The sequence below is a fragment of the Streptomyces sp. NPDC127114 genome (genome assembly GCF_042677525.1).
GTDB lineage: Bacteria > Actinomycetota > Actinomycetes > Streptomycetales > Streptomycetaceae > Streptomyces.
On the sequence record NZ_JBHXTJ010000036.1, the window covers coordinates 1 to 24,056 of the forward strand.

Genomic DNA, 24,056 nt, shown 5'->3' on the forward strand with positions numbered 1-24,056 from the left:
TAGGGGTCCGGGGCGTGGTGCGCCCGGCCGCCGTCCGTCCCGTCCCGAGGGCGGGTGATCAGTCCGACTGGCGGGAAGACTCGCTGGTCGTGGCGGTCTGCTGGAACAGCCATTCGGATTTCAGCTCGGCATAACCGGGCTTGATGACGTCATTGATCATCGCGAGTCGTTCATCGAAAGGAATGAACGCTGATTTCATCGCATTGACCGTGAACCACTGCATGTCGTCGAGCGTGTAACCGAATGCCTCGACCAGGAATTCGAATTCGCGGCTCATGCTGGTGCCGCTCATGAGCCGGTTGTCCGTGTTGACCGTCGCGCGGAAGTGCAGCTTGCGCAGCAGCCCGATGGGGTGCTCCTTGTACGACTCGGCGGCGCCGGTCTGCAGGTTGGAGGTGGGGCACATCTCCAGCGGGATGCGCTTGTCGCGCACGTACGCGGCGAGCCTGCCGAGGCTGACCGTACCGTCGTCGGCGACCTCGATGTCGTCGATGATCCGCACGCCGTGGCCGAGCCGGTCGGCGCCGCACCACTGCAGGGCCTGCCAGATCGAGGGCAGGCCGAAGGCCTCGCCCGCGTGGATCGTGAAGTGGTTGTTCTCGCGCTTCAGGTACTCGAAGGCGTCGAGGTGCCGGGTGGGCGGGAAGCCGGCCTCGGCGCCCGCGATGTCGAAGCCGACGACGCCGGAGTCCCGGTAGCGGTTGGCCAGTTCGGCGATCTCCAGGGCCCGGGCCGCGTGCCGCATCGCGGTGAGCAGCGCACCCACCCGGATCCGGTGGCCGTTGGCCCTGGCCTGGCGCTCGCCCTCGCGGAAGCCCTCGTTGACCGCCTCGACGACCTCTTCGAGGCTGAGACCGCCCTCCAGGTGCTGCTCGGGTGCGTAGCGGACCTCCGCGTAGACGACGCCGTCCTCGGCGAGGTCGACGGCGCACTCGGCGGCGACCCGGACCAGGGCCTCGCGGGTCTGCATGACGGCGCAGGTGTGCGCGAAGGTCTCCAGATAGCGCTCCAGGGAGCCGGAGTCGGCAGCCTCCCGGAACCAGATGCCGAGCTTGTCCGGCTCGGTCTCGGGAAGGCTGCCGTAGCCCTGGGCCCGGGCGAGTTCGATGATCGTGCCGGGGCGCAGGCCGCCGTCGAGGTGGTCGTGCAGCAGGACCTTCGGGGCGCGGCGGATCTGATCCGCCGAGGGGGTGCTGGGGATCTGGCTCGTCATTGCCGCACTCTAGCGCCTACGCGCGTAGAGCGCGCCTCTTCTGCGCCGCATCCTTAGGCCGGATTTCCGGGCGGGTGCGACCCGAAACCTGGGTGCGGGCACCTCCGCGGAGCCCTAGCCTGCCGGTATGACCACGGCCACCAGCGACTCCGAACTGCGCCGGATCATCGGCTTCCTGTCCGCCTTCACGCGCCGGCAGGCCGAGCGGACCGTCGACTTCCCCGGCGGGTTCGCCGCGCTCGACGACACGTACGCGCTCTCCCACGGCAACAACCACGTCCTGGTGGACGGGCGGACCGATCCCGACGCCCTGCCGGGCCGGGTCGACGAGCTGATGGCCCATCTCTCGCACCGCACCGTGTACATCCCCGACACGGCGGTCGCCGAGGTCTGCGCCGGGCCGCTGGCCCGGGCCGGGTACGAGTGCTCCGAGGTCCTCCTGATGGTCCACACCGGCCCCGTACCGGAGCTCGGCGGGGCGCGCGAGGTCGACCTGCCCGCCCTGCGCGGCCCGCTGACCGAGAGCCAGCGGCGCTTCCTTCCGGACGTCGGGGACGACGTCATCAGCGACCTGGTCGAGCGCCGCGCGGCCCGGCGCCGGGGCGCCGACGACGTCCGCTTCCTCGCCTCGCACGACGAGTTCGGCGAGGTGGCGTCCTGGGCCGATCTGTACATCGACGCGGCCTCGGGGACGGCCCAGATCGAGGACCTGGTGACGGCCGAGACCCACCTGCGCCAGGGCCACGCCGGTGTCGTCCTGGACACCGCCCTGCGCATGGCCGACGCCGCCGGCTGCACGACCGTCTTCCTGACGGCCCTCGCCACGGACTGGCCGCGCCACTGGTACGCGCGCCGCGGCTTCGTCCCGGTGGGCAGCGTGCACTGCTTCGAACGGCCCTGAGGCGTACGGGCGTTCGGCCAGCGGACGATACGTAACAGAGACCGCGCGTACCACTCGCGTACACCTCGGCTTCTGAGACTGTTCTGCCATGGCGCACAACGCACTCGTGGGAACGGCCGGCTCCCGGACACCCCGCCTCGGCCGGCCCGTCGCGGCGACGACAGCGGTCACCGAAGCGGGCGGGGTGGTGCTGCTGCTCCCGGACGGCGAGGTCGCGTCCGGGCGGCGGCACTCCGTACGGGCCCACGCCGCGGTCCTGCCGCTGGGACGGCGGCTGGTGCGTGCGGGGCGGGCCGACGGGCTCGTGTCGCACGTGGTGCGGTACCGGGGGCGGGGCTGGAACGGGACGGACGCGCAGCTGGCGGCCGACGCCCGGTGGGCGGTCTCGGAGGCGGTGCGGCGCTACGGCGACGTGCCGGTCTGCCTCGTCGGGCGCGGGATGGGCGCCCGGGCCGCCCTGGCGGCCGGCGGGCACACGGCGGTGACGGCGGTCCTGGCGCTCGCCCCGTGGCTGCCGGAGGACGACCGGGCGGCCGAGCCGGAGCCGGTGCGGCAGCTCGTGGGACGGCGGGTGCTGATCGTGCACGGCACGAACGACGCGCGTACCGACCCCGAGTTGAGCTACCGGTTCGCCGAGCGGGCCAAGAAGTCCAACCGGGACACCTGCCGCTTCGAGGTCCACGCGGACGGGCACGCGCTGCGGCAGTACCGCGAGGAAGTCCACGCCCTGGCCGCCGACTTCGTGCTGTCCGCGCTCTTCGCCCGCCCGCAGAGCCGTCCGCTCGCGGACGCGATGGCCGCGCCCCCGCCGCTGGGACTCCGGATGCCGCTGGCGGCCGGGTTCGGGCGGTCGTTCGGCTGACGGCCCCGCGCGGCCGGCCCGTCACTCGGGCAGCAGGCTGCCCCGCTTGCTCAGCAGGAACTTCTTGAACGCGGCCACCGGCGGGGTGTCCGGATGGCCGTCAAGCCAGGTCACGCCGATCTCCCGGACCGCGCGCGGCGAGGTCACGCCGAGCTCGACGACGCCGGGGCGGGCGACGGCCGGCGGCGGCAGCAGGGCGACGCCGAGGCCCGCGGCGACCAGGCCGCGCAGCGTCTCCGCCTCCTCGCCCTCGAAGGCGATGCGCGGCGTGAAGCCCGCCTGCGCGCACAGGTCGTCGGTGATGCGGCGCAGCCCGTAGCCCGGTTCCAGGGTCACGAAGGTCTCGTCGGCGGCCTCCGCGAGGCGGATCCGCTTGCGGGTGGCGAGCCGGTGGTCGTCGGGCACGACGAGCCGCAGCCGCTGTTCGTCGAGGCGGCGGCCGACCAGGTCGGGAGCGTCCGGCACGGGCGAGGTGAGGCACAGGTCGAGCTCGCCGGCCCTGAGCCGTTCGATCATCGCCTCGCCGTAGTTCTGGACCAGGGTGAAGCGGACCTTCGGGTGGTCGACGCGGAAGGCGCGGATCAGCCCCGGCACGGTCTCGGAGCCCATGGTGTGGAGGAAGCCGAAGGCGACCCGGCCGGCGGCGGGATCGGCGTCCGCCCGTACCGTGTCGGCGGCCCGCTCGACCTCGGCGAGGGCCCGCTCCGCGGCGGAGAGGAAGCGGCGGCCGGCCGGGGTGAGCGCGACCGTGCGGCCGCGCCGGGCGAACAGGGCGACGCCGAGGTCCTCCTCCAGCCTGACCATGGCCCGCGACAGCGTCGACTGCGGGACGCCCATCTCGGCCGCGGCCCGGGTCACGTGCTCGTGCCGGGCGACGGCGGCGAAGTACGCGAGCCGCGGCGCGAGCAGCAGTCCCATGTCTTCTTCGTTACTGTTCGGTGACAGCCGAGGCTGTGACCTGTACTCATGCACCATGGGAACGATTACAGCAGTTCCGTGCATTGGACGCATGAAGCGGACCGTCCTACGTTCGAGGCATGCCTTCCGCCAGTACCAAGGCGGCCGCCACCCGCGCGGTCGCCGACACCGGTCATGACTCCGCCGACACCCGCCTCTCCCCCGGCCGCCCCGGCTACCGCCGGATGAGCCTCGCGCTCTTCGCCGCCGGAGTGGCCGCCTTCGCCCTCCTCTACTCCACCCAGGCCCTTCTCCCCGCCGTCTCGGCCGAGTTCGGCGCGAGCGCGTCGGCCGCCTCCTGGACGGTCTCCGCCGCGACCGGCGCGCTGGCCCTGTGCGTCCTCCCGCTGAGCGCGCTCTCCGAGCGCTTCGGGCGCCGCTCGACGATGACGGTCTCGCTCGCGGTCGCCGTGGCCGTGGGTCTGCTCGTGCCGCTCGCCCCGAACCTGGAGACCCTGGTCGCGCTGCGCGCGGTGCAGGGCGCGGCACTGGCCGGCGTGCCGGCCTCGGCGATGGCCTTCCTGGCCGAGGAGGTGCGGCCGAGGGCGCTGATCGCGGCGATCGGCCTGTTCGTCGCGGGCAACTCCATCGGCGGCATGAGCGGCCGGATCGTCACCGGCTGGGTGGCGCAGCTGTGGGGCTGGCGGGCGGGTCTGGCGGCGGTCGGCCTGATGGCCGCGGTGTGCGCGCTCGTCTTCCGGGCGCTGCTGCCGAAGGCGCGGCACTTCACCCCCGGCACGCTGAACCCGGCGGCGCTGGCGCGGACCGTGCGCGGGCACCTCGCCGATCCGCTGCTGCTGCGCCTGTACGCGATCGGCGCGCTGTTCATGACGGTGTTCGGCGCCGTGTACACGGTGATCGGCTACCGCCTGGCCGAGGCCCCGTTCTCGCTGCCGCAGGGCGTGGTCGGCTCGATCTTCCTCGTCTACCTGGTCGGTACGGTCTCCTCGGCGGCGGCCGGCAAACTGGTCGGCCGGCTCGGCCGGCGCGGCGCGCTCTACCTCGCGGTCTCCACGACCGCGGCCGGTCTGCTGCTCTCCCTCGCGGACGCGCTGCCCGCCGTCCTCGCGGGCCTGGTGCTGATCACCGCGGGCTTCTTCGCGGGGCACGCGGTGGCGTCCTCCTCGGTGAGCCGCACGGCGCGGACGGGCCGGGCGCAGGCATCGGCGCTCTACCAGTCGGCGTACTACCTGGGCAGCAGCGCGGGCGGCACGCTCGGCGCGGTCGCCTTCCACGCCGGCGGCTGGGCCGGGACGGTGCTGATCGGCCTGGTGGCGGTGCTCGGCGTCGTGTCGATCACCCTGTACGGGACGCACAGCGCCCGGGTCGAGGCCCGGCGGGTGAAGGCGCTCGGTCACGAAGTCGCCACGGCCGTCTGAGGACTGCAACTGTCGGGCTCCCCCGAGCGTCAAACGGGTCAGGACTCTAGGGGGAGTTGACGATCATGAACGGGATACGCAGACGCGCGGGCATCGGGCTCGCCGTCACGTCTCTGGTGGTACCCATGACGGTGGCGCTCACCGCCGCCCCGGCCCAGGCGGCGTCGTGCAACGTCACGACCGGCCCGTACCAGAAGCAGGTGGAGAAGTTCCTCGGCCGGCCGGTCGACGGGAAGCAGTCGCTCGCCGACTGCAAGGCCACCCAGGCCTTCCAGGTCAAGCACGGGATCACCCCGTCGGCGGGGTACGCGGGGCCGGTGACCTGGCGGACCATGTCGACGATGCTGGCGCAGAAGGCGGCGGGGACCAACCCCAACAAGGCGGGGAAGTGCCCGACCAACAAGGGCCGGATCGCCTGTGTCGACCTGACCCGGCAGCTCAGCTGGATCCAGGACGGCGCCAGGCTCAAGTACGGCCCGGTGCCGGTGCGTACGGGCCGGGACGGCTCGGAGACGCGTACGGGCGCCAAGAAGATCTACTGGCGCAACATCAACCACTGGTCGACGCTCTACCACGTGTCGATGCCGTACGCGCAGTTCTTCGACGGCGGCCAGGCCTTCCACTCGGTCACCAAGTCGATGTGGAACCCGCCGGGTTCGGCCGGCTGCGTCAACATGACGCAGAAGGACGCCAAGGCGTACTGGAACCTGCTCCGCAACGGCGACGACGTGTACGTCTACGGGCGCAAGCCGGGAACCTGACCGGCGGAACCGGGGCGACTGACCGGAGTCGGCCCCGGTTGTCGGTGCCCTGCGGTAGCTTCCCCTCATCGGTGCGAACGGGCGCCGGTGAGGGGCGAGCGGGGTGGACGCGATGGCACGGACGGCCGAGGACCTGAAGTCGGACGACCTGGAGAAGTACCGCACGGAGCTGACCGGTTACTGCTACCGGATGCTGGGCTCCGCCTTCGAGGCGGAGGACGCCGTGCAGGACACCATGGTGCGCGCCTGGCGCTCCCTCGACTCCTTCGAGGGCCGCTCGTCCCTGCGGTCCTGGCTCTACCGCATCGCCACCAACGTGTGCCTGGACTCGCTCAACGCGGGCAACCGGCGGGCCCGTCCGATGGACCTGACGGATCCGACGCCGGTCGCCCAGGCCCGGCTCAACGAGCGCCCCGAGGTCACCTGGCTGGAGCCGGTGCCGGACGGGCGGGTGCTGCCGTCGGTGGCGGACCCGGCGGAGACGGCCGTCTCGCGCGAGACGGTGCGGCTGGCCTTCGTGGCGGCCCTCCAGCACCTGCCGCCGAAGCAGCGGGCGGTGCTGATCCTGCGCGAGGTGCTCGCGTGGAAGGCGGCCGAGGTGGCCGAGCTGCTCGGCCTGACCGTCGCCTCGGTCAACAGCGCGCTGCAGCGCGCCCGGGCCACCATCGCCGAGCAGGCCCCGGCCGCGTCCGACGCGGCGGACCCCCTGGACGAGGAGCAGAAGGCCCTGCTCGACCGCTACGTGGCGGCCTTCGAGGGCTACGACATGCAGGCCCTCACCGCGCTCCTCCACGAGGACGCGACGATGTCCATGCCGCCGTACGACCTGTGGCTGCGCGGCCACGAGGACATCGTGGGCTGGATGCTGGGCGTCGGCGAGGTGTGCCGCGGCTCGAAGCTGGTGCCGACCGTGGCGAACGGCCAGCCGGCCTTCGCGCACTACCACCCGGACCCGGAGGGCGGGTACGCGCCGTGGGCGCTGATCGTGCTCCAGGTGAACGACGGGAAGATCGGCGGGATGGACTTCTTCCTGGACACCAAGCGCTGGTTCCCGCTGTTCGACCTGCCGGAGCGACTGGAGGCCTGACCTCCTCGGGGGTGCTCACAGCAGCTCCCCGAGCCCGAAGAGGTCGAGCGTCTCGCGCAGCTCGGGCCCGGCGCCCGTGAACACCAGACGGTGCCCGCGCCGCCGTGCGGTCAGCCGCAGCCGCGCGAGGGCGTCGACGCCGGCGAGCCCGGGGGGCTCCAGGCCGCCGATGTCGCAGACCACGACGGTCGGCTCGGCGGCGTCGAGCAGCGCGCAGAGCCGCCCGACGTCGGTGGGCGCGGGCGGCCCGGAGAGCCGCAGTTCAAGAGGGCGTGAGGTGTCCACACGTGGTGGACCGCCGCCGCGCCCGGAACTCATCGCGGGTGGGAAATCAGCTCTCAGCCGAGGAGGAACTCGTCGGTGTCGAGGGTGAGGTCGAAGGGGAAGGGTAGGTGCATCTGGTCGCCGAACTTCGCGGCGCGGAGCACCCGGTAGACAGAGTCCGACGGCTCCCCGTAGAGCGTCACCGTCGGGCCGCCCGCAGCCCACCGGTCCACCAGGAGGTAGAGCGGGACTCCCGCTGTCGCATATCCGGCACACTTGGCGATGCGGTCATGGTTCGCGTTGGACTGCGAGGTGATCTCGACGACGAGCTCGGCCATCGGCGCCGGGATGTAGTGGCCCGGTCCGCGCAGGGCTGCCTTGGGCGCCACCAGGAGGTCCGGGATGTACATGCCCGAACGGGCCGGGACAGCTACGGCTTGGGTTTGGTAGACGCCCCAATCCTCGGGGATCACCTGGTACAGCCTGCGCTGGATCATTTCGGCGATGCTGTTGTGCTGGTTGGCGGGTGACGGCGCCACGGTGATGATCCCCTCGATGATCTCCACCTTGCAGCCCTCGGGCCAGTCCATCTCGTGCCAGAGGCGGACGACATCGTCCCAGCCCTGGCCGGCCTCGGCGGCGAGTGCGCTCATGGTGTGCTCCTCAGTCGGTCGTCACCGATCCCAGCATGCCGAACGGGGCCGATGGACGTCCATCGACCCCGTTCACCCGAAGGTGTCGCTGGCATATGTCAGCCGCGATCAGGACGTCACGCGATGCGGTCCAGGACGATCGGGTTCGGGGTGAACGCCGTGCCCGGCGCCGCGATGTCCCAGGCGCCCTCCAGGGACTTCAGGGCGTAGTCGAACTTCTCCGGCGTGTCCGTGTGCAGGGTGAGGAGCGGCTGGCCCGCCGTCACCGTGTCGCCGGGCTTCGCGTGGAGTTCGACGCCCGCGCCGGCCTGCACCGGGTCCTCCTTGCGGGCGCGGCCGGCGCCGAGGCGCCAGGCGGCGATGCCGATGTCGTAGGCGTCGAGGCGGGTGAGGACGCCGGAGGCCGGGGCCGTCACGACGTGCTGCTCGCGGGCGACCGGGAGGGGCGCGTCCGGGTCGCCGCCCTGCGCGGCGATCATGCGGCGCCACACGTCCATCGCGGAGCCGTCGGCGAGGGCCTTCGCCGGGTCGGCGTCCTTGATGCCGGCCGCGCTCAGCATCTCCTTGGCGAGGGCCACCGTGAGCTCGACGACGTCCGCCGGGCCGCCGCCCGCCAGGACCTCGACCGACTCGCGGACCTCGAGCGCGTTGCCCGCCGTGAGGCCGAGCGGGGTCGACATGTCGGTGAGCAGGGCCACCGTCTTCACGCCGCTGTCCGTGCCGAGCGCGACCATCGTGGAGGCCAGCTCGCGGGCGTCCTCGATGTTCTTCATGAAGGCGCCGGTGCCGACCTTGACGTCGAGGACGAGGGAGCCGGTGCCCTCGGCGATCTTCTTGGACATGATCGAGGAAGCGATCAGCGGGATGGCCTCGACCGTGCCCGTCACGTCGCGGAGCGCGTAGAGCTTCTTGTCCGCCGGGGCCAGGCCGTCGCCCGCCGCGCAGATGACAGCGCCGGTCGTGTCGAGGACGTGCAGCATCTCCTCGTTGGAGAGCAGCGCCCGCCAGCCCGGGATGGACTCCAGCTTGTCGAGGGTGCCGCCGGTGTGGCCGAGACCGCGGCCCGAGAGCTGCGGGACGGCCGCGCCGCACGCGGCGACCAGCGGGGCGAGCGGCAGGGTGATCTTGTCACCGACGCCGCCGGTGGAGTGCTTGTCGGCGGTCGGGCGGGAGAGCGAGTCGAAGTTCATGCGCTCGCCGCTCGCGATCATCGCGGCCGTCCAGCGGGCGATCTCCTCGCGGTTCATGTCGTTCAGCAGGATCGCCATGGCCAGCGCGGACATCTGCTCGTCGGCGACCACACCGCGGGTGTAGGCGTCGATGACCCAGTCGATCTGCTCGGGGCTCAGCTCGCCCTTGTCCCGCTTGGTGCGGATGACGGAGATGACGTCCATGTGATGGTGCCTCTTTCTACGCGCATAGAGGGGGAAAGGAGGAGCGGCCCTTCCCATCGTGCCGGAAGGGCCGCTCGGAGGTGCTACTGGGCGAGGTGGTCCGGGCCGAAGGCCTGCGGAAGCATCTCCGCCAGGGTGGTGAACCCGGCGGGCGTCTCCAGGACGAGTTCGGGGCCGCCGAACTCGTACAGGAGCTGCCGGCAGCGGCCGCACGGCACCAGCGGGCCGCCGCTGCCGTCCACGCACACGAAGTGTGTGAGGCGCCCGCCGCCGGTCGCCTGGAGCTGCGAGACGAGGCCGCACTCGGCGCACAGGCCGAGGCCGAACGAGGCGTTCTCCACGTTGCAGCCGGAGACCACCCGCCCGTCGTCGACGAGGGCCGCCGCGCCGACCGGGTACTTCGAGTACGGGGCGTAGGCGTGCGACATCGCCTCGCGCGCCGTCGTACGCAGCAGCTCCCAGTCCGGCTCGGATCCGGCCCGGGTCACTTGCCCTGGCCCTTCCGGTACGGCAGACCGTCCGCCTTCGGCATCCGCAGCCGCTGCGCCGACAGGGCGAGCACGAGCAGCGTGGTGACGTACGGGGCGGCGTCCACGAACTGGCTCGGGACCTCGTCGGTGAGCGCGTACCAGAGGAAGAAGCCGGCCGAGAAGAAGGCGGCGAGCACCGCGGCCACGTACTTCTTCTTGTACAGCTGCCACAGGGCGGCGATCACGAGGAGGACCGCGACGAGCAGCAGCAGCGCGTGGACGTTCTCGGCGCCACCGCGCAGCTTGAGGCTGTCGGTGAAGCCGAACAGGCCGGCGCCCATCGCCATGCCGCCCGGCATCCAGTTGCCGAAGATCATCGCGGCGAGACCGATGTAACCGCGGCCGCCGGTCTGGCCCTCCTGGTAGATGCCGGTGGAGACGATCGCGAGGAACGCGCCGCCGAGGCCCGCGAGGGCACCGGACACCGCCACGGCGATGTACTTGTACTTGTAGACGTTGACGCCCAGCGACTCGGCGGCGACCGGGTTCTCACCGCAGGAACGCAGCCGCAGGCCGAAGGCCGTACGCCACAGCACCCACCAGGTGACCGGGACGAGCAGGACGGCGACGACGGTCAGCAGCGACAGGTTGGTGACCAGACCGCCGAGGATGCCCGCCACGTCCGAGATCAGGAACCAGTGCTTGGCCTGGAGGTCGGCCAGCCAGTCCGAGAGCCCCGGGATGGTGATCTGGGTGATCTGGTCGATGCGCGGGGACTGCTTGGAGGAGCCGCCCTCGGCCTCGGCGAAGGTGAAGTTCGACAGGTACTGGGTGAAGCCCACCGCGAGGATGTTGATCGCGACACCGGAGACGATGTGGTTCACGTTGAACGTGACGGTGATGACCGCGTGCAGCAGACCGCCCAGCGCACCGCCGAGCAGACCGACGACGACACCCGTCCACGGGCCCCACTGGTAGCCGGCCCAGGCGCCGAACCAGGTGCCGAGGACCATCATGCCCTCGAGACCGATGTTGACGACGCCCGCGCGCTCGGCCCACAGACCGCCGAGACCGGCGAGACCGATCGGCACCGCGAGCTGCAGGGCGCCGGAGACCTGGCCGACCGAGGTGAGGTCGTTGGCGCCGGAGATGGCACGGACCATCGAGAAGAGGACGAGGCCGGCCGCGACGATCAGCAGGATCCAGGGCCAGGTGAGCTTGCGGCGGCCGCCCGCCTTGTTGGGCGCGGCGCTCGGCTTGGTGACGGTGCCCGTGCTCATGCCGCAACCTCCTTGTCGGTCTTGAGGGCGCCGCCGGCGGCGAGTTCCTCGCCGACCTTCTGCTGCTGGCGGCGGAGGCCGTAACGGCGGACGAGTTCGTAGGAGACGACCACGGCGATCACGATGATGCCCTGCATGATCTTGGTGATCTCCTTCGGGTAGCCCTCCACGTCGAGCGACGACGAGGCCTTCTCCAGGAAGGCGAAGAGCAGGGCGGCGAAGAAGATGCCGACCGGGTGGTTGCGGCCGAGCAGCGCGATGGTGATCGCGGTGAAGCCGACACCCACGGGGAAGTCGAGGCTGTACGTGTGGGTCTCGCCGAGCAGGGTCGGCATGCCGGACAGACCGGCGAGGGCGCCGGAGAGCAGCATCGAGGTGAGGATCATCTTCTTGGCGTCGACGCCGCTGGCCTGGGCCGCGGACTCGCTGGCGCCGGTGGCGCGCAGGTCGAAGCCGAAGCGGGTGCGGTTGAGGACGAACCAGTAGACGACACCGAGCGCGAGCGCCACGAAGGTGAAGCCGTAGATGACGCCGTTGCCCTCGCCCATGTCGATGCCGGGGAACCAGCCGGACTCGGAGATCTCACCGGTGGTGAGGTTGTTGGAGCCCTCGGGCTGGACGCCGAAGTTCTTCGGCAGGATCAGCCAGGCCACCAGCGAGGTCGCGATGGCGTTGAGCATGATCGTCGAGACGACCTCGGAGACACCGCGGGTGGTCTTGAGGATGCCGGCGATGCCCGACCAGAAGGCACCGGTGAACATCGCGACCAGCACGATCACCAGGATGTGCAGCGGACCCGGCAGCTCGATGGACGCGCCGACCAGGGCGGACACCATCGCGGCGAGCCGGTACTGGCCGTCGACACCGATGTTGAAGAGGTTCATCCGGAAGCCGATGGCCACGGCCAGGGCCGCCAGGTAGTAGATCCCGGTCTGGTTGACGATCAGGACCTGGATGTCGGCGAAGCCGGCCTGGTCGATCATGATCCGGATCGGCTCGATCGGGTCCAGACCCGTGGCGAGCAGCACCAGCACGGTGAGCACGAACGAGGAGACCAGCGCGAGCACCGGGCCCGCGGCCCCGATGATCAGCTTGTCCTTGTCGAATTTCATCATCGGGCGTCACCGTCTTCGGGGTGCTCTGCGGAGGGCGCGTCGGTGCCTTCGAGGTGGCCGGTGGCCGCGCCGGTCATGGCGGAGCCCAGCTGCTCGGGCGTGATGGTGGCGGGGTCGGCGTCCGCGACGAGCCGGCCGCGGTACATGACCTTGAGGGTGTCGGACAGGCCGATCAGCTCGTCGAGGTCGGCGGAGATCAGCAGCACCGCGAGGCCCTCGCGGCGGGCGTCGCGGATCGCGTCCCAGATCTGCGCCTGCGCGCCGACGTCCACTCCGCGGGTGGGGTGGGCGGCGATCAGGAACTTGGGGGCGTGGCTCATCTCGCGGCCGACGATCAGCTTCTGCTGGTTGCCGCCGGAGAGCGAGGCCGCGGTGACGTCGATGCCGGGCGTGCGCACGTCGTACTCGCGCACGATCCGCTCGGTGTCCTTGCGGGCGGCCTTCGGGTCGAGGACACCGCGCTTGGAGTTGGGCGCCTCGGTGACGTGGCCGAGGATGCGGTTCTCCCAGAGCGGGGCCTCGAGGAGCAGGCCGTGGCGGTGGCGGTCCTCGGGGATGTAGCCGATGCCGCCCTCGCGGCGCTTGCGCACCGAGACCTTGGTGATGTCGGTGCCGTCGAGGGTGATGACGCCCGCGTCGGGGGCGTTCATGCCCATGAGGGCCTCGATGAGCTCGGTCTGGCCGTTGCCCTCGACACCGGCGATGCCCAGGATCTCGCCCTTGTGGATGGTGAGCGAGATGTCGTCGAGGAGCTTGCGGCCCGCGCCGACCTCCTGGAGGGCGACCGCGCCGGACGGGTCCGGCGGGGCGGCGGTGGTCAGCGGCGCTGCGGCGGCGGCGCCGGCCTCGGTCAGGGTGAGGCCCTTGACCTGGAGCATCGGGACGTCCGTGACCGTCGACTCGCGGGTCTCCGGCGACGGCAGCTCGGTGCCGACCATCAGCTCGGCGAGCTGCTTGGTGGTGGCGGTCTTCGGGTCGGCGGTGCCGACCGTGGTGCCGCGGCGGATGACGGTGATGTCGTCGGCGACCTTCAGGACCTCGCCCAGCTTGTGCGAGATGAAGATGACGGTCAGGCCCTCGGACTTGAGCTCGCGCAGGTTGTCGAAGAGCGCGTCGACCTCCTGCGGGACGAGCACGGCGGTCGGCTCGTCGAGGATGAGGATCTTGGCGCCGCGGTAGAGGACCTTGAGGATCTCCACGCGCTGCCGGTCGGCGACGCCGAGGTCCTCGACGAGCGCGTCGGGGCGGACGCCGAGGCCGTACGCGTCGGAGATCTCCTGGATCTTCCTGCGGGCCTTGGCACCGATGCCGTAGAGCTTCTCGCCGCCGAGGACGACGTTCTCCAGGACGGTGAGGTTGTCGGCGAGCATGAAGTGCTGGTGCACCATGCCGATGCCGCGCGCGATGGCGTCACCGGGGCTGGAGAAGGAGACCTGCTCGCCGTCGATGGCGATGGTGCCCTCGTCCGGCTTCTGCATGCCGTAGAGGATCTTCATCAGGGTCGACTTGCCGGCACCGTTCTCACCGATGAGGGCGTGCACGGTGCCCTTGCGAACGGTGATCGCGATGTCCTTGTTGGCGACGACGCCGGGGAAGCGCTTGGTGATGCCGTGGAGTTCTACGGCAGGGGGGCTGGACGCGTTGATGGCGCACTCTCCTTGGCCGGAAGGAGTCGGAGCGGAGGGGCAGGGCGGGGCGAAGTTATCGTGCCGGTGGGACATCTACGCGCGTAGCACTGCCGAAAATTGAAAACCCGTACGGGAATGGACCCGGGGCCCGGTGGAGGTGGGGGCTCCCACCGCCGCCGGGCCCTGGGCTCAGGTCAGGACCTGGGGTCGCCGTTACGGCGTGGTCTTGACGGTGATCTTGCCGTCGACGATGTCCTTCTTCGCCTTGTCCACGGCGGCGACCATCTCGGTCATGCTGGAGTACGCCGGGTTGGACGTGGCCAGGCCGACGCCGTCCGTCGCGAGGCCGTAGCGGACCTCGCCGCTCTGCGGCTTGCCGTCCTTGACCGACTTGATCAGGTTGAAGACGGAGTCCGAGACGTCCTTGGTGACCGAGGTCAGGATGTGGTCCTTGTAGGCGGCCAGACCCTTCTGGTTGTACTGGTCCGAGTCCACGCCGATGGCCCACTTGCCGGCCTTCGCGGTGGCCTCGATCGCGCCGGAGCCGGCGAGACCGGCGGCGGCGTAGATCACGTCGGCGCCCTTGTCGAGCTGGCCCTGCGCGGCGGCCTTGCCGAGGTCGGGCTTCGAGAAGCCGTCGAAGTTCGGCGGCTGGGTCAGGTACTGGGTGAGCACCTTGGCCTTGGGGTTGGTGTCCTTGACGCCCTGGACGAAGCCCGCCTCGAACTTCTTGATCAGCGGGACCTCGACACCGCCGATGAAGCCGACCGTGCCGGTCTTGGACGCCTTGGCGGCGGCGACGCCGGCCAGGTAGGAGCCCTGCTCCTCGTTGAAGACGAGGTTGGCGATGTTCGGGCCGGTCTTCGACGTGTCGTCGATCAGGCCGAAGGTGGTCTTCGGGTAGGACTTGGCGACCTTCTCGATGGCCGGCGCGTAGGCGAAGCCGACGCCGATGACCGGGTTGTTGCCGGCGCGGGCGAGCGCGGTGAGGCGCTGCACCTTGTCGGCGTCGCCCTCACCCTCCGAGGGCTCGGCCTCGGCGCCCTTGACGCCCAGCTCGTCCTCGGCCTTCTTCAGACCCGCGTAGGCGGCGTCGTTGAAGGACTGGTCGCCGCGGCCGCCGATGTCGTAGGCGATGGCGGCCTTGACGGCCTTGGAGTCGGAGGAGGAGCCCGAGTCCGTCGACGACTTGCCACACGCGGTGGCGGACAGGGCGAGCGCCGCGGAGGCGATGCCCACGGTCGTGATCCTGGTGATCCGGCGCAAGAGGAGGGTCCCTTCAAGACTGACCGAAAGCGCCTCTTCCGGCGCTGGTTTCGCGGCGATCGTAACGCGCGTAGATGTCAGTTAAAGACCCGTTCATGAGTCGTTATCGGATCGACGCGAACCAGCCAGGCCGGACACCGGTGGCGTCCGGCCCGATACCGCCCGTCATACACGCTGGTACGGGCGTACGGGCCGGGCCACGAAGCGACACGCCGGACACTGGGCCGGGCGGATGAACCGCCTCCGGTCCCCATTAAGTCGTACTTAAAAGTCCGGATTTCGTCGTTTGCGCCGAAGACCGGCCCGGCCCCCGGTCAGCGCTTGGCGGCCTTCGGCGTGGCGTCGAGCAGCGCGGCCGCCGTGAACAGCTCCACGCCGACCCCGATGGCCCGCTCGTCGACGTCGAAGTCGCCGGCGTGCAGGTCACGGACCCGGGTGTCGCCCGGCGTGCGGACGCCGAGGCGGGCCATGGCGCCGGGGACGTGCTCCAGGTACCAGGAGAAGTCCTCGCCGCCGAGCGACTGCTCGGTGTCCTCGACCGCGAGCGGACCGCGGCGGGCGGTCATGGCGTCGCGGAGCAGCTCGGTGATCACCGGGTCGTTGACGACCGGCGGGACGCCGCGGACGTAGTCGACGGTCGACTTGGCGCGGTGCAGCGTGGCGATCTCGTCGATCGCGGCGTGGACCAGGTCCGGAGCCTCGCGCCAGGTCGGCAGGTCGAGGCAGCGGATGGTGCCGGAGAGCTCGGCGTGCTGCGGGATGACGTTGGGGGCGTGGCCGGACTCGATGCGGCCCCAGGTGACCGAGAGCCCGGAGCGGGCGTCCACCCGGCGGGCCAGGACGGCGGGCACGTCGACCGCGATGCGGGCGGCGGCCGTGACCAGGTCGGTGGTGAGGTGCGGGCGGGCGGTGTGGCCGCCGGGACCGTCGAGGGTGACCTCCAGGCGGTCGCAGGCGGAGGTGATGGGGCCGGGCCGCAGCCCGATCTTCCCGGCGTCGACCCGCGGGTCGCAGTGCACCGCGAGGATCCGGCCCACGCCGTCCAGGACGCCCGCCGCGACGGCGTCGGCGGCGCCGCCGGGCAGCACCTCCTCGGCGGGCTGGAAGAGCAGTCGTACGGCCGCGGGGAGGCGGCCCTGGCGGTCGAGCTCGGCGAGGACGAGTCCGGCGCCCAGGACGGCGGTGGTGTGGACGTCATGGCCGCAGGCGTGGGCGCGGTTCTGCTCCTGGGAGCGGTACGGGACGGTCTTGACGTCCGGGATGGGCAGCGCGTCGAGGTCGGCGCGGATCGCCAGCATGGGCCGTCCGCGGTCCCAGGTCCCGATGTCGCAGATCAGCCCCGTGCCGCCGGGAAGCACCTGCGGTCGCAGTCCCGCGGCCTCCAGGCGGGCCCTGACCGCGGCGGTGGTACGGAACTCCTGGTTGCCGAGCTCGGGGTGCATGTGCAAGTCCCTGCGGAACGCGATCAGTTCGGCACGCAGGGGTTCGGACAGCGTTCCGGGCAGTGCTGCGGGCGCCGCGCCGGGACCGGGCTCTCGGGACTTCAACTGGTTCACCTTTTGAAGGGTAGGCCCCCGGTGAGATCAACTGCCCGTTGATCACGAAAAGTTCAGCCCGATAGGGGAAAGAAATCTTGTTCCTTGGGCATGACGGTCACCCTCTGTGGGTATGGTTACCCGAATTCGAGTCTCTCGGTGCGGGTGGCGGTGCCGGCGACGCCGGCCAGGAAGCCCTGGGCGCGGGGCGAGGCGTTGTCGCGCAGCCACTCGGGGGCGATCTCGCAGACGGCGACCTTCACGCCGGTGCCGGCGAGGGCCAGCGGCAGGGTGTGCACGACCGTGGACGGAAAGCTGACGATCGTGCGGCCGACGGGGCCGCGGCGGGCGATCAGCTCCAGCGGCAGGTCGGGCCGGACCACTTCCAGACCGGTCTCCACCGCGATCCGGTGCAGCTTCTCGGCGCTCTCGCGGCGGTGCGCGAAGTAGCGGGTGGCGCCGTGGGTCCGGGCCAGGACGGTGACGGCCCGCAGGTACTCGTCGGGGTCGACGACGCCGGTCTCGACGAGGGAGGTGCCGACCAGGTCGGCGCCGCGGGTGAGCCGGGGCGGGCCGAAGCGGGACCGGGTCCAGGCGAAGTCGTTGGCGGTGACGGTGGTACCGGGCGGCGGTTCGACCGGCAGCGAGGTGAAGATCTCCACGGTGCGGCGGCGGCCCGGCGCGAGCTTGCGGCGGGCGAGCGTGGTGACCGGCGCGAGCACCAGCTCGCGCGGCCCCCGTCCGCTGCCCCGCCGGTGCCAGCGCACCAGCCGCTCGCCGCGCGCGAGTTGGGCGGCGAACTCCATGGTGGCCGTGCCGTCGTCGACGACGGTGACCCGACGGGGCCCGAAGAGGGTGAGCAGCAGCTGGACGTAGCGCGAGAACGGATCCCCGACGATCACCCGCTCCGCGGTCCGCAGCGGCCCCGCGAGCTCGCGCAGCGTACTGGCCAGCGCCCCCCGGCCCTGCCGCGCGTCCTGCCACTTGACGGCGACCCCCTCGTCCCGCGCCAGCTGCGCCATCCGGCGCAGCTGCCCGCGGGACATCGGGTCGGTGGGCGACAGTACGACCACGGTGAGCCCGAGCCCGGCGAGCGGCCCGACCGGGCCGGTGCCCCGCCCGGTCACGACGAACGGGCCGCCGTCGGCACCGGGGGCCGGGGCGGCGGCCCGGCGCCCGCCGGCCGGCTGGGCCGGGACGGCGGGCAGGGGCGGGGCGGGGCGGCGGGCCGTGGCGTGGGCCCACTCCAGGACGTTCAGCAGCTGGACCGGGCTCTCGACGAACGCCAGCTGGCCGGTCATGCGGAGACGAGTCCCTGGACCCGGCGGAGCTTCTTCATCGGGCCGAGCTCCGACTCGTAGACCTTCTTCACGCCGTCGCCCAGCGCGGTCTCGATCGTGCGGATGTCGCGGACCAGGCGCTGCAGGCCCTGCGGCTCGACGGAGGCGGCCTGGTCGGAGCCCCACATGGCGCGGTCGAGGGTGATGTGGCGCTCCACGAACGTGGCGCCGAGGGCGACGGCCGCGAGGGTGGTCTGCAGGCCGGTCTCGTGGCCCGAGTAGCCGATCGGCACGTTCGGGTACTCCTCCCGCAGCGTCTCGATCACGCGCAGGTTGAGCTCCTCGGCCTTCGCCGGGTAGGTGGAGGTCGCGTGGCAGAGGAGGATGTTGTCGGAGCCCAGGACCTCCACCGCGTGGCGGATCTGCTTCGGGGTCGACATGCCGGTGGAGAGGATCACCGTGCGACCGGTGGCGCGCAGCTCGCGCAGCAGCTCGTCGTCGGTGAGGGAGGCGGAGGCCACCTTGTGGGCGGGGACGTCGAACTTCTCCAGGAAGGCGACGGCCTCGGTGTCCCACGGGGAGGCGAACCAGTCGATGCCGCGCTTCCTGCAGTGCTCGTCGATGGCCCGGTACTCGTCCTCGCCGAACTCGACGCGGTGGCGGTAGTCGATGTACGTCATCCGGCCCCAGGGCGTGTCGCGCTCGATGTCCCACTGGTCGCGCGGGGTGCAGATCTCCGGGGTGCGCTTCTGGAACTTGACGGCGTCACAGCCCGCCTCGGCGGCCACGTCGATGAGCGCGAAGGCGTTGTCCAGGTCGCCGTTGTGGTTGATGCCGATCTCACCCGTGATGTACACGGGCCGGCCCGGGCCGGCGGTCTTGCTGCCGAGGGTGCGGAGACGGTTGCTGCTCATGGTGGTGGTTCCTTACGAGTTGGGGGTGCGGGGCTCGGGGATGGTGAGCTCGGGTCCGAGGAGCCAGGCGGCGATCTCGCGGATCGCTCCGGAGCCGCCGGGGGCGTGGGTGACCGCGCGGGCGGCGGCCCGTACGGCGTCGTGGGCGCTGCCCACCGCGACGGGCCAGCCGACGAGGTGGAAGCAGGGCAGGTCGTTGACGTCGTTGCCGGCGTAGAGCACGCGCTGCGGGTCGATGCCCTGCTCGTCGCACCACTGCTTGAGGGCGAGGTCCTTGCGGTCCACGCCGTGCAGCACGGGGATGCGGAGCTTGCGCGCGCGGGCGGCGACGACGGGGTTCTGCTCGGTGGAGAGGATCAGCAGCGGCACGCCGGCCCTGCGGAGGGCGGCGATGCCGAGGCCGTCACCGCGGTGCACGGAGACGAACTCGCGTCCGTCGGCGTCGATGTGGACCCGGTCGTCGGTCTGGGTCCCGTCGAAGTCGAGGACGACGGCGTCGACGTCGGCGAGGACGGGCGTCGCGGGGGTGTCGAGCAGCGGCGCGAGGGCCTGGGCGCGTGCCAGGTCGTGCGGGTCGTCGATCTCCAGGACCCGGGCCGGGTCGGTGACGACGAGCGCGGTGCGGCCGAAGAAGCGGTGGCCGTGGGTGCGGAAGCCCTCGGCGGCCATCGCGTAGACGGCGCCGGTCTCCAGGTACTCCGGCTCGCGGTCCTGGCGGCGCGGCCGGTGGGCCTTGTCGTGGTTGACGCCGGTGGCGTCGCCGTCGGCCTCCCGCCACAGGAAGCCGTGGCTCGGGGCCGCGGTGAAGGCGGTGTCGGCCCTGCCGGAGGTGATCCGCCCGGCGGTCTCGGCCACCTCGTCCGGCGTGAGGAAGGGGCTCGTGCACTGGACGAGCAGCACCACGTCCGGGCCGCGCCCCCGCGTGGCCTCGAAGGCGTCCATGGCGTGCAGCACGGCGGACTCGCTGGTCGCGGTGTCGCCGGAGAGCTCCGCGGGGCGGTGGACCGCCTCCGCGCCGAAGGCGCGGGCGGCCTCGGCGATGGCCGGGTCGTCGGTGGAGACGACGACGTCGGTCACGCCGTGGGCGCCGAGGCAGGCCCGGACGGCCCGGCCGACCAGCGGGATCCCGGCGACCGGGGCGAGGTTCTTGGCGGGAACGCCCTTGGAGCCGCCCCGTGCGGGGATGACGGCGAGCACGGTCGGCGTGTCGGTGGGCATCAGAGTTCTCCCAGGCGGCGGATGACGGGGGCCACGCGCTGGACGCCGTGGCGGTAGGCGCCCCGTGCCGCCTCGCGGACGATCCGGCGCACCCCGCTCTCGCGGGGCTCGGGCGCGGTGACGTCGAGGCGGTGGCGGGCGAGGATGCCGGGCAGGTAGCCGCCGGCGGTCTCGGCCGTGTAGTACGGGGCGACCGGCGGCAGCGCGGGTCCGGCGAGGAGTTCGGCGACCCGCTCGCGGGCCGCGTCGAAGGCCTTCTCGTACGGGACTCCGCCGGGCAGTCCCGCGGCGCCGACGCCCTGGCGGGCCAGCCAGTGCTCGTCGGGCCGCGGTACGGAGCCCTTGTCGAGCGCGTCGAAGGACGTGAGCAGTCCGGAGCCGATGAAGTGGTGGTTGCCGAGCGCCTCGCGCACGCCGAGGTCGGTGAGGACCGCGGTGGGGACGCGCCGGTGCAGGGCTTCCAGGGCGGCCGTGGAGGACACGGTGACCAGCAGGTCGGTGCGGTCCAGGACCTCGCCCATGTGCCCGTACACGAGGCGGAAGTTGGGCGGCACGGGCAGGTCGCGCACCAGCTTCTGGTACGGGAACTCCTCCAGGTGCGTGGTGTGTTCGCCGGGCCGGGAGCGCAGCTTGAGCAGCACCTCGCGGTCCGGGCGCAGCCGGGCGTGCTCGACCAGTCGGCGCAGCACGTAGGCGCGTTCGGCCTTGGTGACGGGCACGGAGGGCTGCGCGGCGAAGACCAGGGTGTCGCGGCCGGGTTCGGGGCGGTGCGGGGCGCCGCCCAGGAAGGGCAGGGCGGCCTCGACGACCGAGCCGGGATCGGCGCCGACACCCTCGTACACGGCACGGAAACGTTCCGCGTCGTGGCGGGAGTTGGCGAGGACGACGTCGGCGCCGTGCCGCAGCAGGAGTCCGTCGGCGAGCTTCTCGTAGACGACGCCGACGTAGCCGGTGACGAGCACCGGGCGGCGGTCGAGGGCGAGGTCGGCGAGGCCCTGGAGCATGGCGCGGACGGTGCCGCCGACGAGGGCGAGGACCACGACGTCGTAGCCCTCTCCGCGGTCGGCGGCGTCGCGTACCTCACGCAGGAACTCCGTGCCCGTCACCTCGCGCGGTGCGGTGTCGGACACCGCCGTCTCGGCGAGCTGGCGGGAGGTGGGGGTGGCGCGGCCGCGCAGCACGAATCCCGTGGGATCCGGGGCGTTTTCGGCGCTGATTCTGCGTGCGGTGAGCACGCCCCATTTCCACCGGGTGTCGGAGTCGGCGAGAACGGCGACGCGCACCGCTCGATCGGTACGTGATGGCACGTCCAGGACGCTAGGAGGGCCCGGGGATTCACAGCCCAACTGGGCCACAACAAATGGTTAACAGCACCATGACGCATTGCGGGAAACGGACAGAAAGAGAAGCGGATCCGGGGCGGTTAAGGGGCTCGCCGCTTCGTGTTCACCGAGCATCCCCTTGCCGGTCAGGACGAATGCCGGGGCGCCGCCTAGCGTCGGTTGCGTGGTCAAGCTCTCCGTCGTCGTGCCGTTCTACAACGTGCAGACATATGCCCCCGACGCCCTCAGAAGCCTGCGTGCGAACGCCCGTGAGGACTTCGAGTTCCTGCTGGTCGACGACTGTTCGACGGACGGGACCCCGGAGCTCCTGGCACGGGCGGAGCGCGAGATCCCGGGGGCCCGGCTGCTCCGGCACGCGCGCAACGAGGGACTCGCGACCGCCCGCAACACCGGCCTCGACCAGGCCCGCGGCCGGTACGTGGCCTTCCTGGACGGGGACGACTGGCTCTCGCCCGGCTTCTACGCGGGCCTGGTCGCCGCCATGGACGAACTGGACTGCGACTTCCTGCGCACCGACCACGTCCGGGTGACCGGCCGCAGCCGCTCGGTGCGGCGGGCACCGGTGGGCCGGCGCGGGGAGCTGCTGCGGCCCCGTGACGCGATCCTGCCGGCCGACCGGACGACCTCGGTGGACTACCCGTACGCCTGGGCCGGGATGTACCACCGGCGGCTGCTCGACCGGGGACTCCTGCACTTCCCGCACGGGCTGCGGACCGCCGAGGACCGGCCGTGGATCTGGCGGCTGCACCGGGAGGCGGAATCCTTCGCCGTGACCGGTGATCTGGGAATCTTCTACCGGCGCGGGGTCGCCACCTCGCTCACACAGATCGGTGACGTCCGGCAGCTCGATTTCATCCGCGCTTTCGATCAGGTGATCGACGAGACAAAGAACGATCCCGATGCGGAGCTACTGCTTCCGAAAGCCGTCCGTACCTATTGCGCGGTGATTTCCCACCACATCGGCAACATGGCGAAATTCGAACCCGAGGTCGGCAGGAAATTGCGGGCCATGAGCTCGGGCGCACTGCGGCGGCTGCCGCAGGACGTGCTCGCCGAGGCCCTGTCCGCGATGGGCGAGGACCGCGCGGGCCCGCTGCGCCGCCTCAAGCGCCGCCGCCCCGCGCCCGCCCCGGCCGCACCCGCCGCCCCGGCCCAGGAAGAGAACGCCGCATGAGCAGCGAGAACCGCACCGGAACCACCCAGATCTTCTACGCCTCCACCCTGTACGGGGCGGCCACGCTCGCCGCGGCCCTCGACAGCGGCTGCTTCCGCCCGGCCGGGCGGCGCCTGCTGCTCGTCTCCACCAACGCGGCCGTGCCGGAGACCACCACCCCGCTGGACCGGATGCCCGGATTCGAGCGGCTGCGCGGCCGGTTCGACGGGATCCTGGACTGGAACGAGACCATCGAGCCGCTGCACCCCGGCGGCTGGACCCCGCGCCCGGACGACCTGCCGCTGCTCCAGCGGCACCTGCGCCGGCTCTGGGAGCTCGGCACCGACCGGGTCGAACTCGTCGTGGAATCCCTCCAGGTCGCGCCCGCCCTGACGATCGCCCAGCTCTTCCCCGACGCGCCGATCGACGTCTACGCGGACGGCCTGATGAGCTACGGCCCCACCCGCAACAAGATCGACCCGCTGGTCGGCGAACGGGTGCGCCGGCTGCTCCACCTGGACCTGGTGCCCGGTCTCGCGCCGCTGCTGCTCGCCGAGTTCGGCGCGGCCCCGGAGACCGTGCCGACGGAGGCCTTCACCAAGGTCGTCGAGGAACTCTCCGGCCCCGAGGCCACGGACCCCGGCGCGGAACGGGGCCCCGCCCTGCTGCTCGGCCAGTACCTGGCGGCGCTCTCGCTGCTGACCGCCGAGGAGGAGGGCGAACTGCACCTGCGGATGGTGCGCGGCGCGGTCGCCCGCGGCCACCGCCGACTGGTCTTCAAGCCGCACCCGACGGCCCCCGACGCCTGGTCGAAGGCCCTGGTCCGGGAGGCGGAGACGCTGGGCGCCGAGCTCACCGTCGAGGACCGGCCGGTGCTCGCCGAGGTGCTCTACCGGGAGCTGCGGCCCGCGCTCGTCGTGGGCTGCTTCTCGACGGCGCTGTTCACCGCGAGCGCCTTCTACGGCATCGAGACCGCCAAGGTCGGCACCCGGCCGCTGCTGGCCCGGCTCTCGCCGTACCAGAACAGCAACCGGGTGCCGGTGGTCCTCGTGGACTCGCTGGTGCCCGACCTGGAGGAGCCCGGGCAGCCGGCGCTCGGCCTGCCGGAACTGACCGGCCTGGTCGCGGCGGTGGGCTTCGCGATGCAGCCGAAGATCCGGCCGGACCTGCGCGAGGAGGCCGTACGGCACCTGTCGGGCCCGCTCGCGGCCGGCACCCGGCACCACTTCACCCGCCGCCGGCTCACCTCGCTCGGCCTCCCCGGCGGCCTTCCGGTCCCCCGCCACCCGGGCCTGCGCCGTCTGGCCCGCCGCGCCCTGAAGCTGAAGCGACGGGCCCTCGGCGGCCGGTGAGACCCGGGGACCCGGCCCGCGCGCCGGACGG

At 71.9% G+C, this 24,056-nt stretch carries 22 protein-coding genes; 7 read left to right on the forward strand and 15 right to left on the reverse strand.

Going from position 1 to position 24,056, the window contains the following annotated elements; all coding sequences use genetic code 11:
* Positions 1-58 precede the first annotated feature (58 nt).
* Positions 59-1,213, reverse strand: coding sequence for an adenosine deaminase (locus tag ACFVGS_RS28455; protein WP_384417834.1), 1,155 nt, complete (start codon positions 1,211-1,213; stop codon positions 59-61).
* Between the two features lie 127 nt (positions 1,214-1,340).
* On the opposite strand from ACFVGS_RS28455, the gene ACFVGS_RS28460 reads away from it, so the two are divergent.
* Positions 1,341-2,114 carry a GNAT family N-acetyltransferase gene (locus ACFVGS_RS28460; protein WP_385694414.1) on the forward strand — a complete coding sequence of 258 codons (774 nt, stop codon included), beginning with the start codon at positions 1,341-1,343 and terminating at the stop codon, positions 2,112-2,114.
* An 88-nt stretch (positions 2,115-2,202) separates the two neighbouring features.
* The gene (locus tag ACFVGS_RS28465) at positions 2,203-2,976 is read left to right on the forward strand and encodes an alpha/beta hydrolase (protein ID WP_385694417.1); all 774 of its coding nucleotides are present in this window, start codon (positions 2,203-2,205) and stop codon (positions 2,974-2,976) included.
* A 21-nt stretch (positions 2,977-2,997) separates the two neighbouring features.
* Here the strand turns inward: ACFVGS_RS28465 and ACFVGS_RS28470 are convergent, their stop codons facing one another.
* Positions 2,998-3,951: a LysR family transcriptional regulator gene (locus ACFVGS_RS28470; RefSeq protein ID WP_384417825.1), complete on the reverse strand. Its 954-nt coding sequence runs from the start codon at positions 3,949-3,951 to the stop codon at positions 2,998-3,000.
* 62 nt (positions 3,952-4,013) lie between these two features.
* Between ACFVGS_RS28470 and ACFVGS_RS28475 the strand changes: the two genes are divergently transcribed.
* The 3 genes from ACFVGS_RS28475 (at position 4,014) to ACFVGS_RS28485 (ending at position 7,160) form a co-directional block, all read left to right on the forward strand.
* On the forward strand, positions 4,014-5,312 hold the full coding sequence (locus tag ACFVGS_RS28475; protein ID WP_384417822.1) for an MFS transporter: 1,299 nt from the start codon (positions 4,014-4,016) through the stop codon (positions 5,310-5,312).
* A 65-nt stretch (positions 5,313-5,377) separates the two neighbouring features.
* Positions 5,378-6,073, forward strand: coding sequence for a L,D-transpeptidase (locus ACFVGS_RS28480; RefSeq protein WP_384417818.1), 696 nt, complete (start codon positions 5,378-5,380; stop codon positions 6,071-6,073).
* Between the two features lie 112 nt (positions 6,074-6,185).
* On the forward strand, positions 6,186-7,160 hold the full coding sequence (locus ACFVGS_RS28485; protein ID WP_384417815.1) for a sigma-70 family RNA polymerase sigma factor: 975 nt from the start codon (positions 6,186-6,188) through the stop codon (positions 7,158-7,160).
* A gap of 15 nt (positions 7,161-7,175) precedes the next feature.
* Here ACFVGS_RS28485 and ACFVGS_RS28490 read toward each other — a convergent pair whose 3' ends face one another.
* The 13 genes from ACFVGS_RS28490 to ACFVGS_RS28550 form a co-directional block, all read right to left on the reverse strand.
* Positions 7,176-7,445: an STAS domain-containing protein gene (locus tag ACFVGS_RS28490; RefSeq protein ID WP_384417811.1), complete on the reverse strand. Its 270-nt coding sequence runs from the start codon at positions 7,443-7,445 to the stop codon at positions 7,176-7,178.
* A gap of 53 nt (positions 7,446-7,498) precedes the next feature.
* Complete coding sequence (locus ACFVGS_RS28495) at positions 7,499-8,077, reverse strand: Uma2 family endonuclease (protein WP_385694422.1); 579 nt, start codon at positions 8,075-8,077, stop codon at positions 7,499-7,501.
* 116 nt (positions 8,078-8,193) lie between these two features.
* Entirely contained in the window at positions 8,194-9,471 is a 1,278-nt protein-coding gene (locus ACFVGS_RS28500) for a thymidine phosphorylase (protein ID WP_385694424.1), read from the reverse strand.
* 83 nt (positions 9,472-9,554) lie between these two features.
* Positions 9,555-9,959, reverse strand: coding sequence for a cytidine deaminase (locus tag ACFVGS_RS28505; RefSeq protein ID WP_384417803.1), 405 nt, complete (start codon positions 9,957-9,959; stop codon positions 9,555-9,557).
* Positions 9,956-11,221, reverse strand: coding sequence for an ABC transporter permease (locus tag ACFVGS_RS28510; RefSeq protein WP_385694426.1), 1,266 nt, complete (start codon positions 11,219-11,221; stop codon positions 9,956-9,958). The genes ACFVGS_RS28505 and ACFVGS_RS28510 overlap by 4 nt, the downstream gene beginning before the upstream one ends.
* Positions 11,218-12,336, reverse strand: coding sequence for an ABC transporter permease (locus ACFVGS_RS28515; RefSeq protein WP_384417798.1), 1,119 nt, complete (start codon positions 12,334-12,336; stop codon positions 11,218-11,220). The genes ACFVGS_RS28510 and ACFVGS_RS28515 overlap by 4 nt, the downstream gene beginning before the upstream one ends.
* Positions 12,333-14,057, reverse strand: a complete 1,725-nt coding sequence (locus ACFVGS_RS28520; RefSeq protein WP_385694428.1) for an ABC transporter ATP-binding protein — start codon at positions 14,055-14,057, stop codon at positions 12,333-12,335. Before ACFVGS_RS28520 ends, ACFVGS_RS28515 begins: the two co-directional genes overlap by 4 nt.
* Positions 14,058-14,177: 120 nt before the next feature.
* Complete coding sequence (locus ACFVGS_RS28525; RefSeq protein ID WP_384417792.1) at positions 14,178-15,230, reverse strand: BMP family protein; 1,053 nt, start codon at positions 15,228-15,230, stop codon at positions 14,178-14,180.
* 314 nt (positions 15,231-15,544) lie between these two features.
* A complete protein-coding gene (locus tag ACFVGS_RS28530) occupies positions 15,545-16,786 on the reverse strand; it encodes an amidohydrolase (RefSeq protein WP_384417789.1) in 1,242 nt (413 codons plus the stop codon).
* A 116-nt stretch (positions 16,787-16,902) separates the two neighbouring features.
* Complete coding sequence (locus ACFVGS_RS28535; RefSeq protein ID WP_385694430.1) at positions 16,903-18,066, reverse strand: hypothetical protein; 1,164 nt, start codon at positions 18,064-18,066, stop codon at positions 16,903-16,905.
* Positions 18,063-18,959 (reverse strand): N-acetylneuraminate synthase family protein, encoded by an 897-nt coding sequence (locus ACFVGS_RS28540; protein ID WP_384417783.1) that lies wholly within the window; start codon positions 18,957-18,959, stop codon positions 18,063-18,065. Before ACFVGS_RS28540 ends, ACFVGS_RS28535 begins: the two co-directional genes overlap by 4 nt.
* Before the next feature lie 12 nt (positions 18,960-18,971).
* Positions 18,972-20,177, reverse strand: coding sequence for a cytidylyltransferase domain-containing protein (locus ACFVGS_RS28545; protein WP_385694432.1), 1,206 nt, complete (start codon positions 20,175-20,177; stop codon positions 18,972-18,974).
* Positions 20,177-21,484, reverse strand: a complete 1,308-nt coding sequence (locus ACFVGS_RS28550; RefSeq protein WP_384417778.1) for a DUF6716 putative glycosyltransferase — start codon at positions 21,482-21,484, stop codon at positions 20,177-20,179. Before ACFVGS_RS28550 ends, ACFVGS_RS28545 begins: the two co-directional genes overlap by 1 nt.
* Positions 21,485-21,683: 199 nt before the next feature.
* Between ACFVGS_RS28550 and ACFVGS_RS28555 the strand changes: the two genes are divergently transcribed.
* A complete protein-coding gene (locus ACFVGS_RS28555; protein WP_385694435.1) occupies positions 21,684-22,694 on the forward strand; it encodes a glycosyltransferase family 2 protein in 1,011 nt (336 codons plus the stop codon).
* Positions 22,691-24,025 carry an alpha-2,8-polysialyltransferase family protein gene (locus ACFVGS_RS28560; RefSeq protein WP_385694438.1) on the forward strand — a complete coding sequence of 445 codons (1,335 nt, stop codon included), beginning with the start codon at positions 22,691-22,693 and terminating at the stop codon, positions 24,023-24,025. The genes ACFVGS_RS28555 and ACFVGS_RS28560 overlap by 4 nt, the downstream gene beginning before the upstream one ends.
* Positions 24,026-24,056: the final 31 nt, after the last annotated feature.

Coding starts and splice junctions, on each gene's coding strand:
- ACFVGS_RS28455 (WP_384417834.1), bottom strand. CDS start 1,213: ATGACGAGCCAGATCCCCAGCACCCCCTCGGCGGATCAGATCCGCCGC.
- ACFVGS_RS28460 (WP_385694414.1), top strand. CDS start 1,341: ATGACCACGGCCACCAGCGACTCCGAACTGCGCCGGATCATCGGCTTC.
- ACFVGS_RS28465 (WP_385694417.1), top strand. CDS start 2,203: ATGGCGCACAACGCACTCGTGGGAACGGCCGGCTCCCGGACACCCCGC.
- ACFVGS_RS28470 (WP_384417825.1), bottom strand. CDS start 3,951: ATGGTGCATGAGTACAGGTCACAGCCTCGGCTGTCACCGAACAGTAAC.
- ACFVGS_RS28475 (WP_384417822.1), top strand. CDS start 4,014: ATGCCTTCCGCCAGTACCAAGGCGGCCGCCACCCGCGCGGTCGCCGAC.
- ACFVGS_RS28480 (WP_384417818.1), top strand. CDS start 5,378: ATGAACGGGATACGCAGACGCGCGGGCATCGGGCTCGCCGTCACGTCT.
- ACFVGS_RS28485 (WP_384417815.1), top strand. CDS start 6,186: ATGGCACGGACGGCCGAGGACCTGAAGTCGGACGACCTGGAGAAGTAC.
- ACFVGS_RS28495 (WP_385694422.1), bottom strand. CDS start 8,077: ATGAGCGCACTCGCCGCCGAGGCCGGCCAGGGCTGGGACGATGTCGTC.
- ACFVGS_RS28500 (WP_385694424.1), bottom strand. CDS start 9,471: ATGGACGTCATCTCCGTCATCCGCACCAAGCGGGACAAGGGCGAGCTG.
- ACFVGS_RS28510 (WP_385694426.1), bottom strand. CDS start 11,221: ATGAGCACGGGCACCGTCACCAAGCCGAGCGCCGCGCCCAACAAGGCG.
- ACFVGS_RS28515 (WP_384417798.1), bottom strand. CDS start 12,336: ATGATGAAATTCGACAAGGACAAGCTGATCATCGGGGCCGCGGGCCCG.
- ACFVGS_RS28520 (WP_385694428.1), bottom strand. CDS start 14,057: ATGTCCCACCGGCACGATAACTTCGCCCCGCCCTGCCCCTCCGCTCCG.
- ACFVGS_RS28535 (WP_385694430.1), bottom strand. CDS start 18,066: ATGACCGGCCAGCTGGCGTTCGTCGAGAGCCCGGTCCAGCTGCTGAAC.
- ACFVGS_RS28540 (WP_384417783.1), bottom strand. CDS start 18,959: ATGAGCAGCAACCGTCTCCGCACCCTCGGCAGCAAGACCGCCGGCCCG.
- ACFVGS_RS28545 (WP_385694432.1), bottom strand. CDS start 20,177: ATGCCCACCGACACGCCGACCGTGCTCGCCGTCATCCCCGCACGGGGC.
- ACFVGS_RS28560 (WP_385694438.1), top strand. CDS start 22,691: ATGAGCAGCGAGAACCGCACCGGAACCACCCAGATCTTCTACGCCTCC.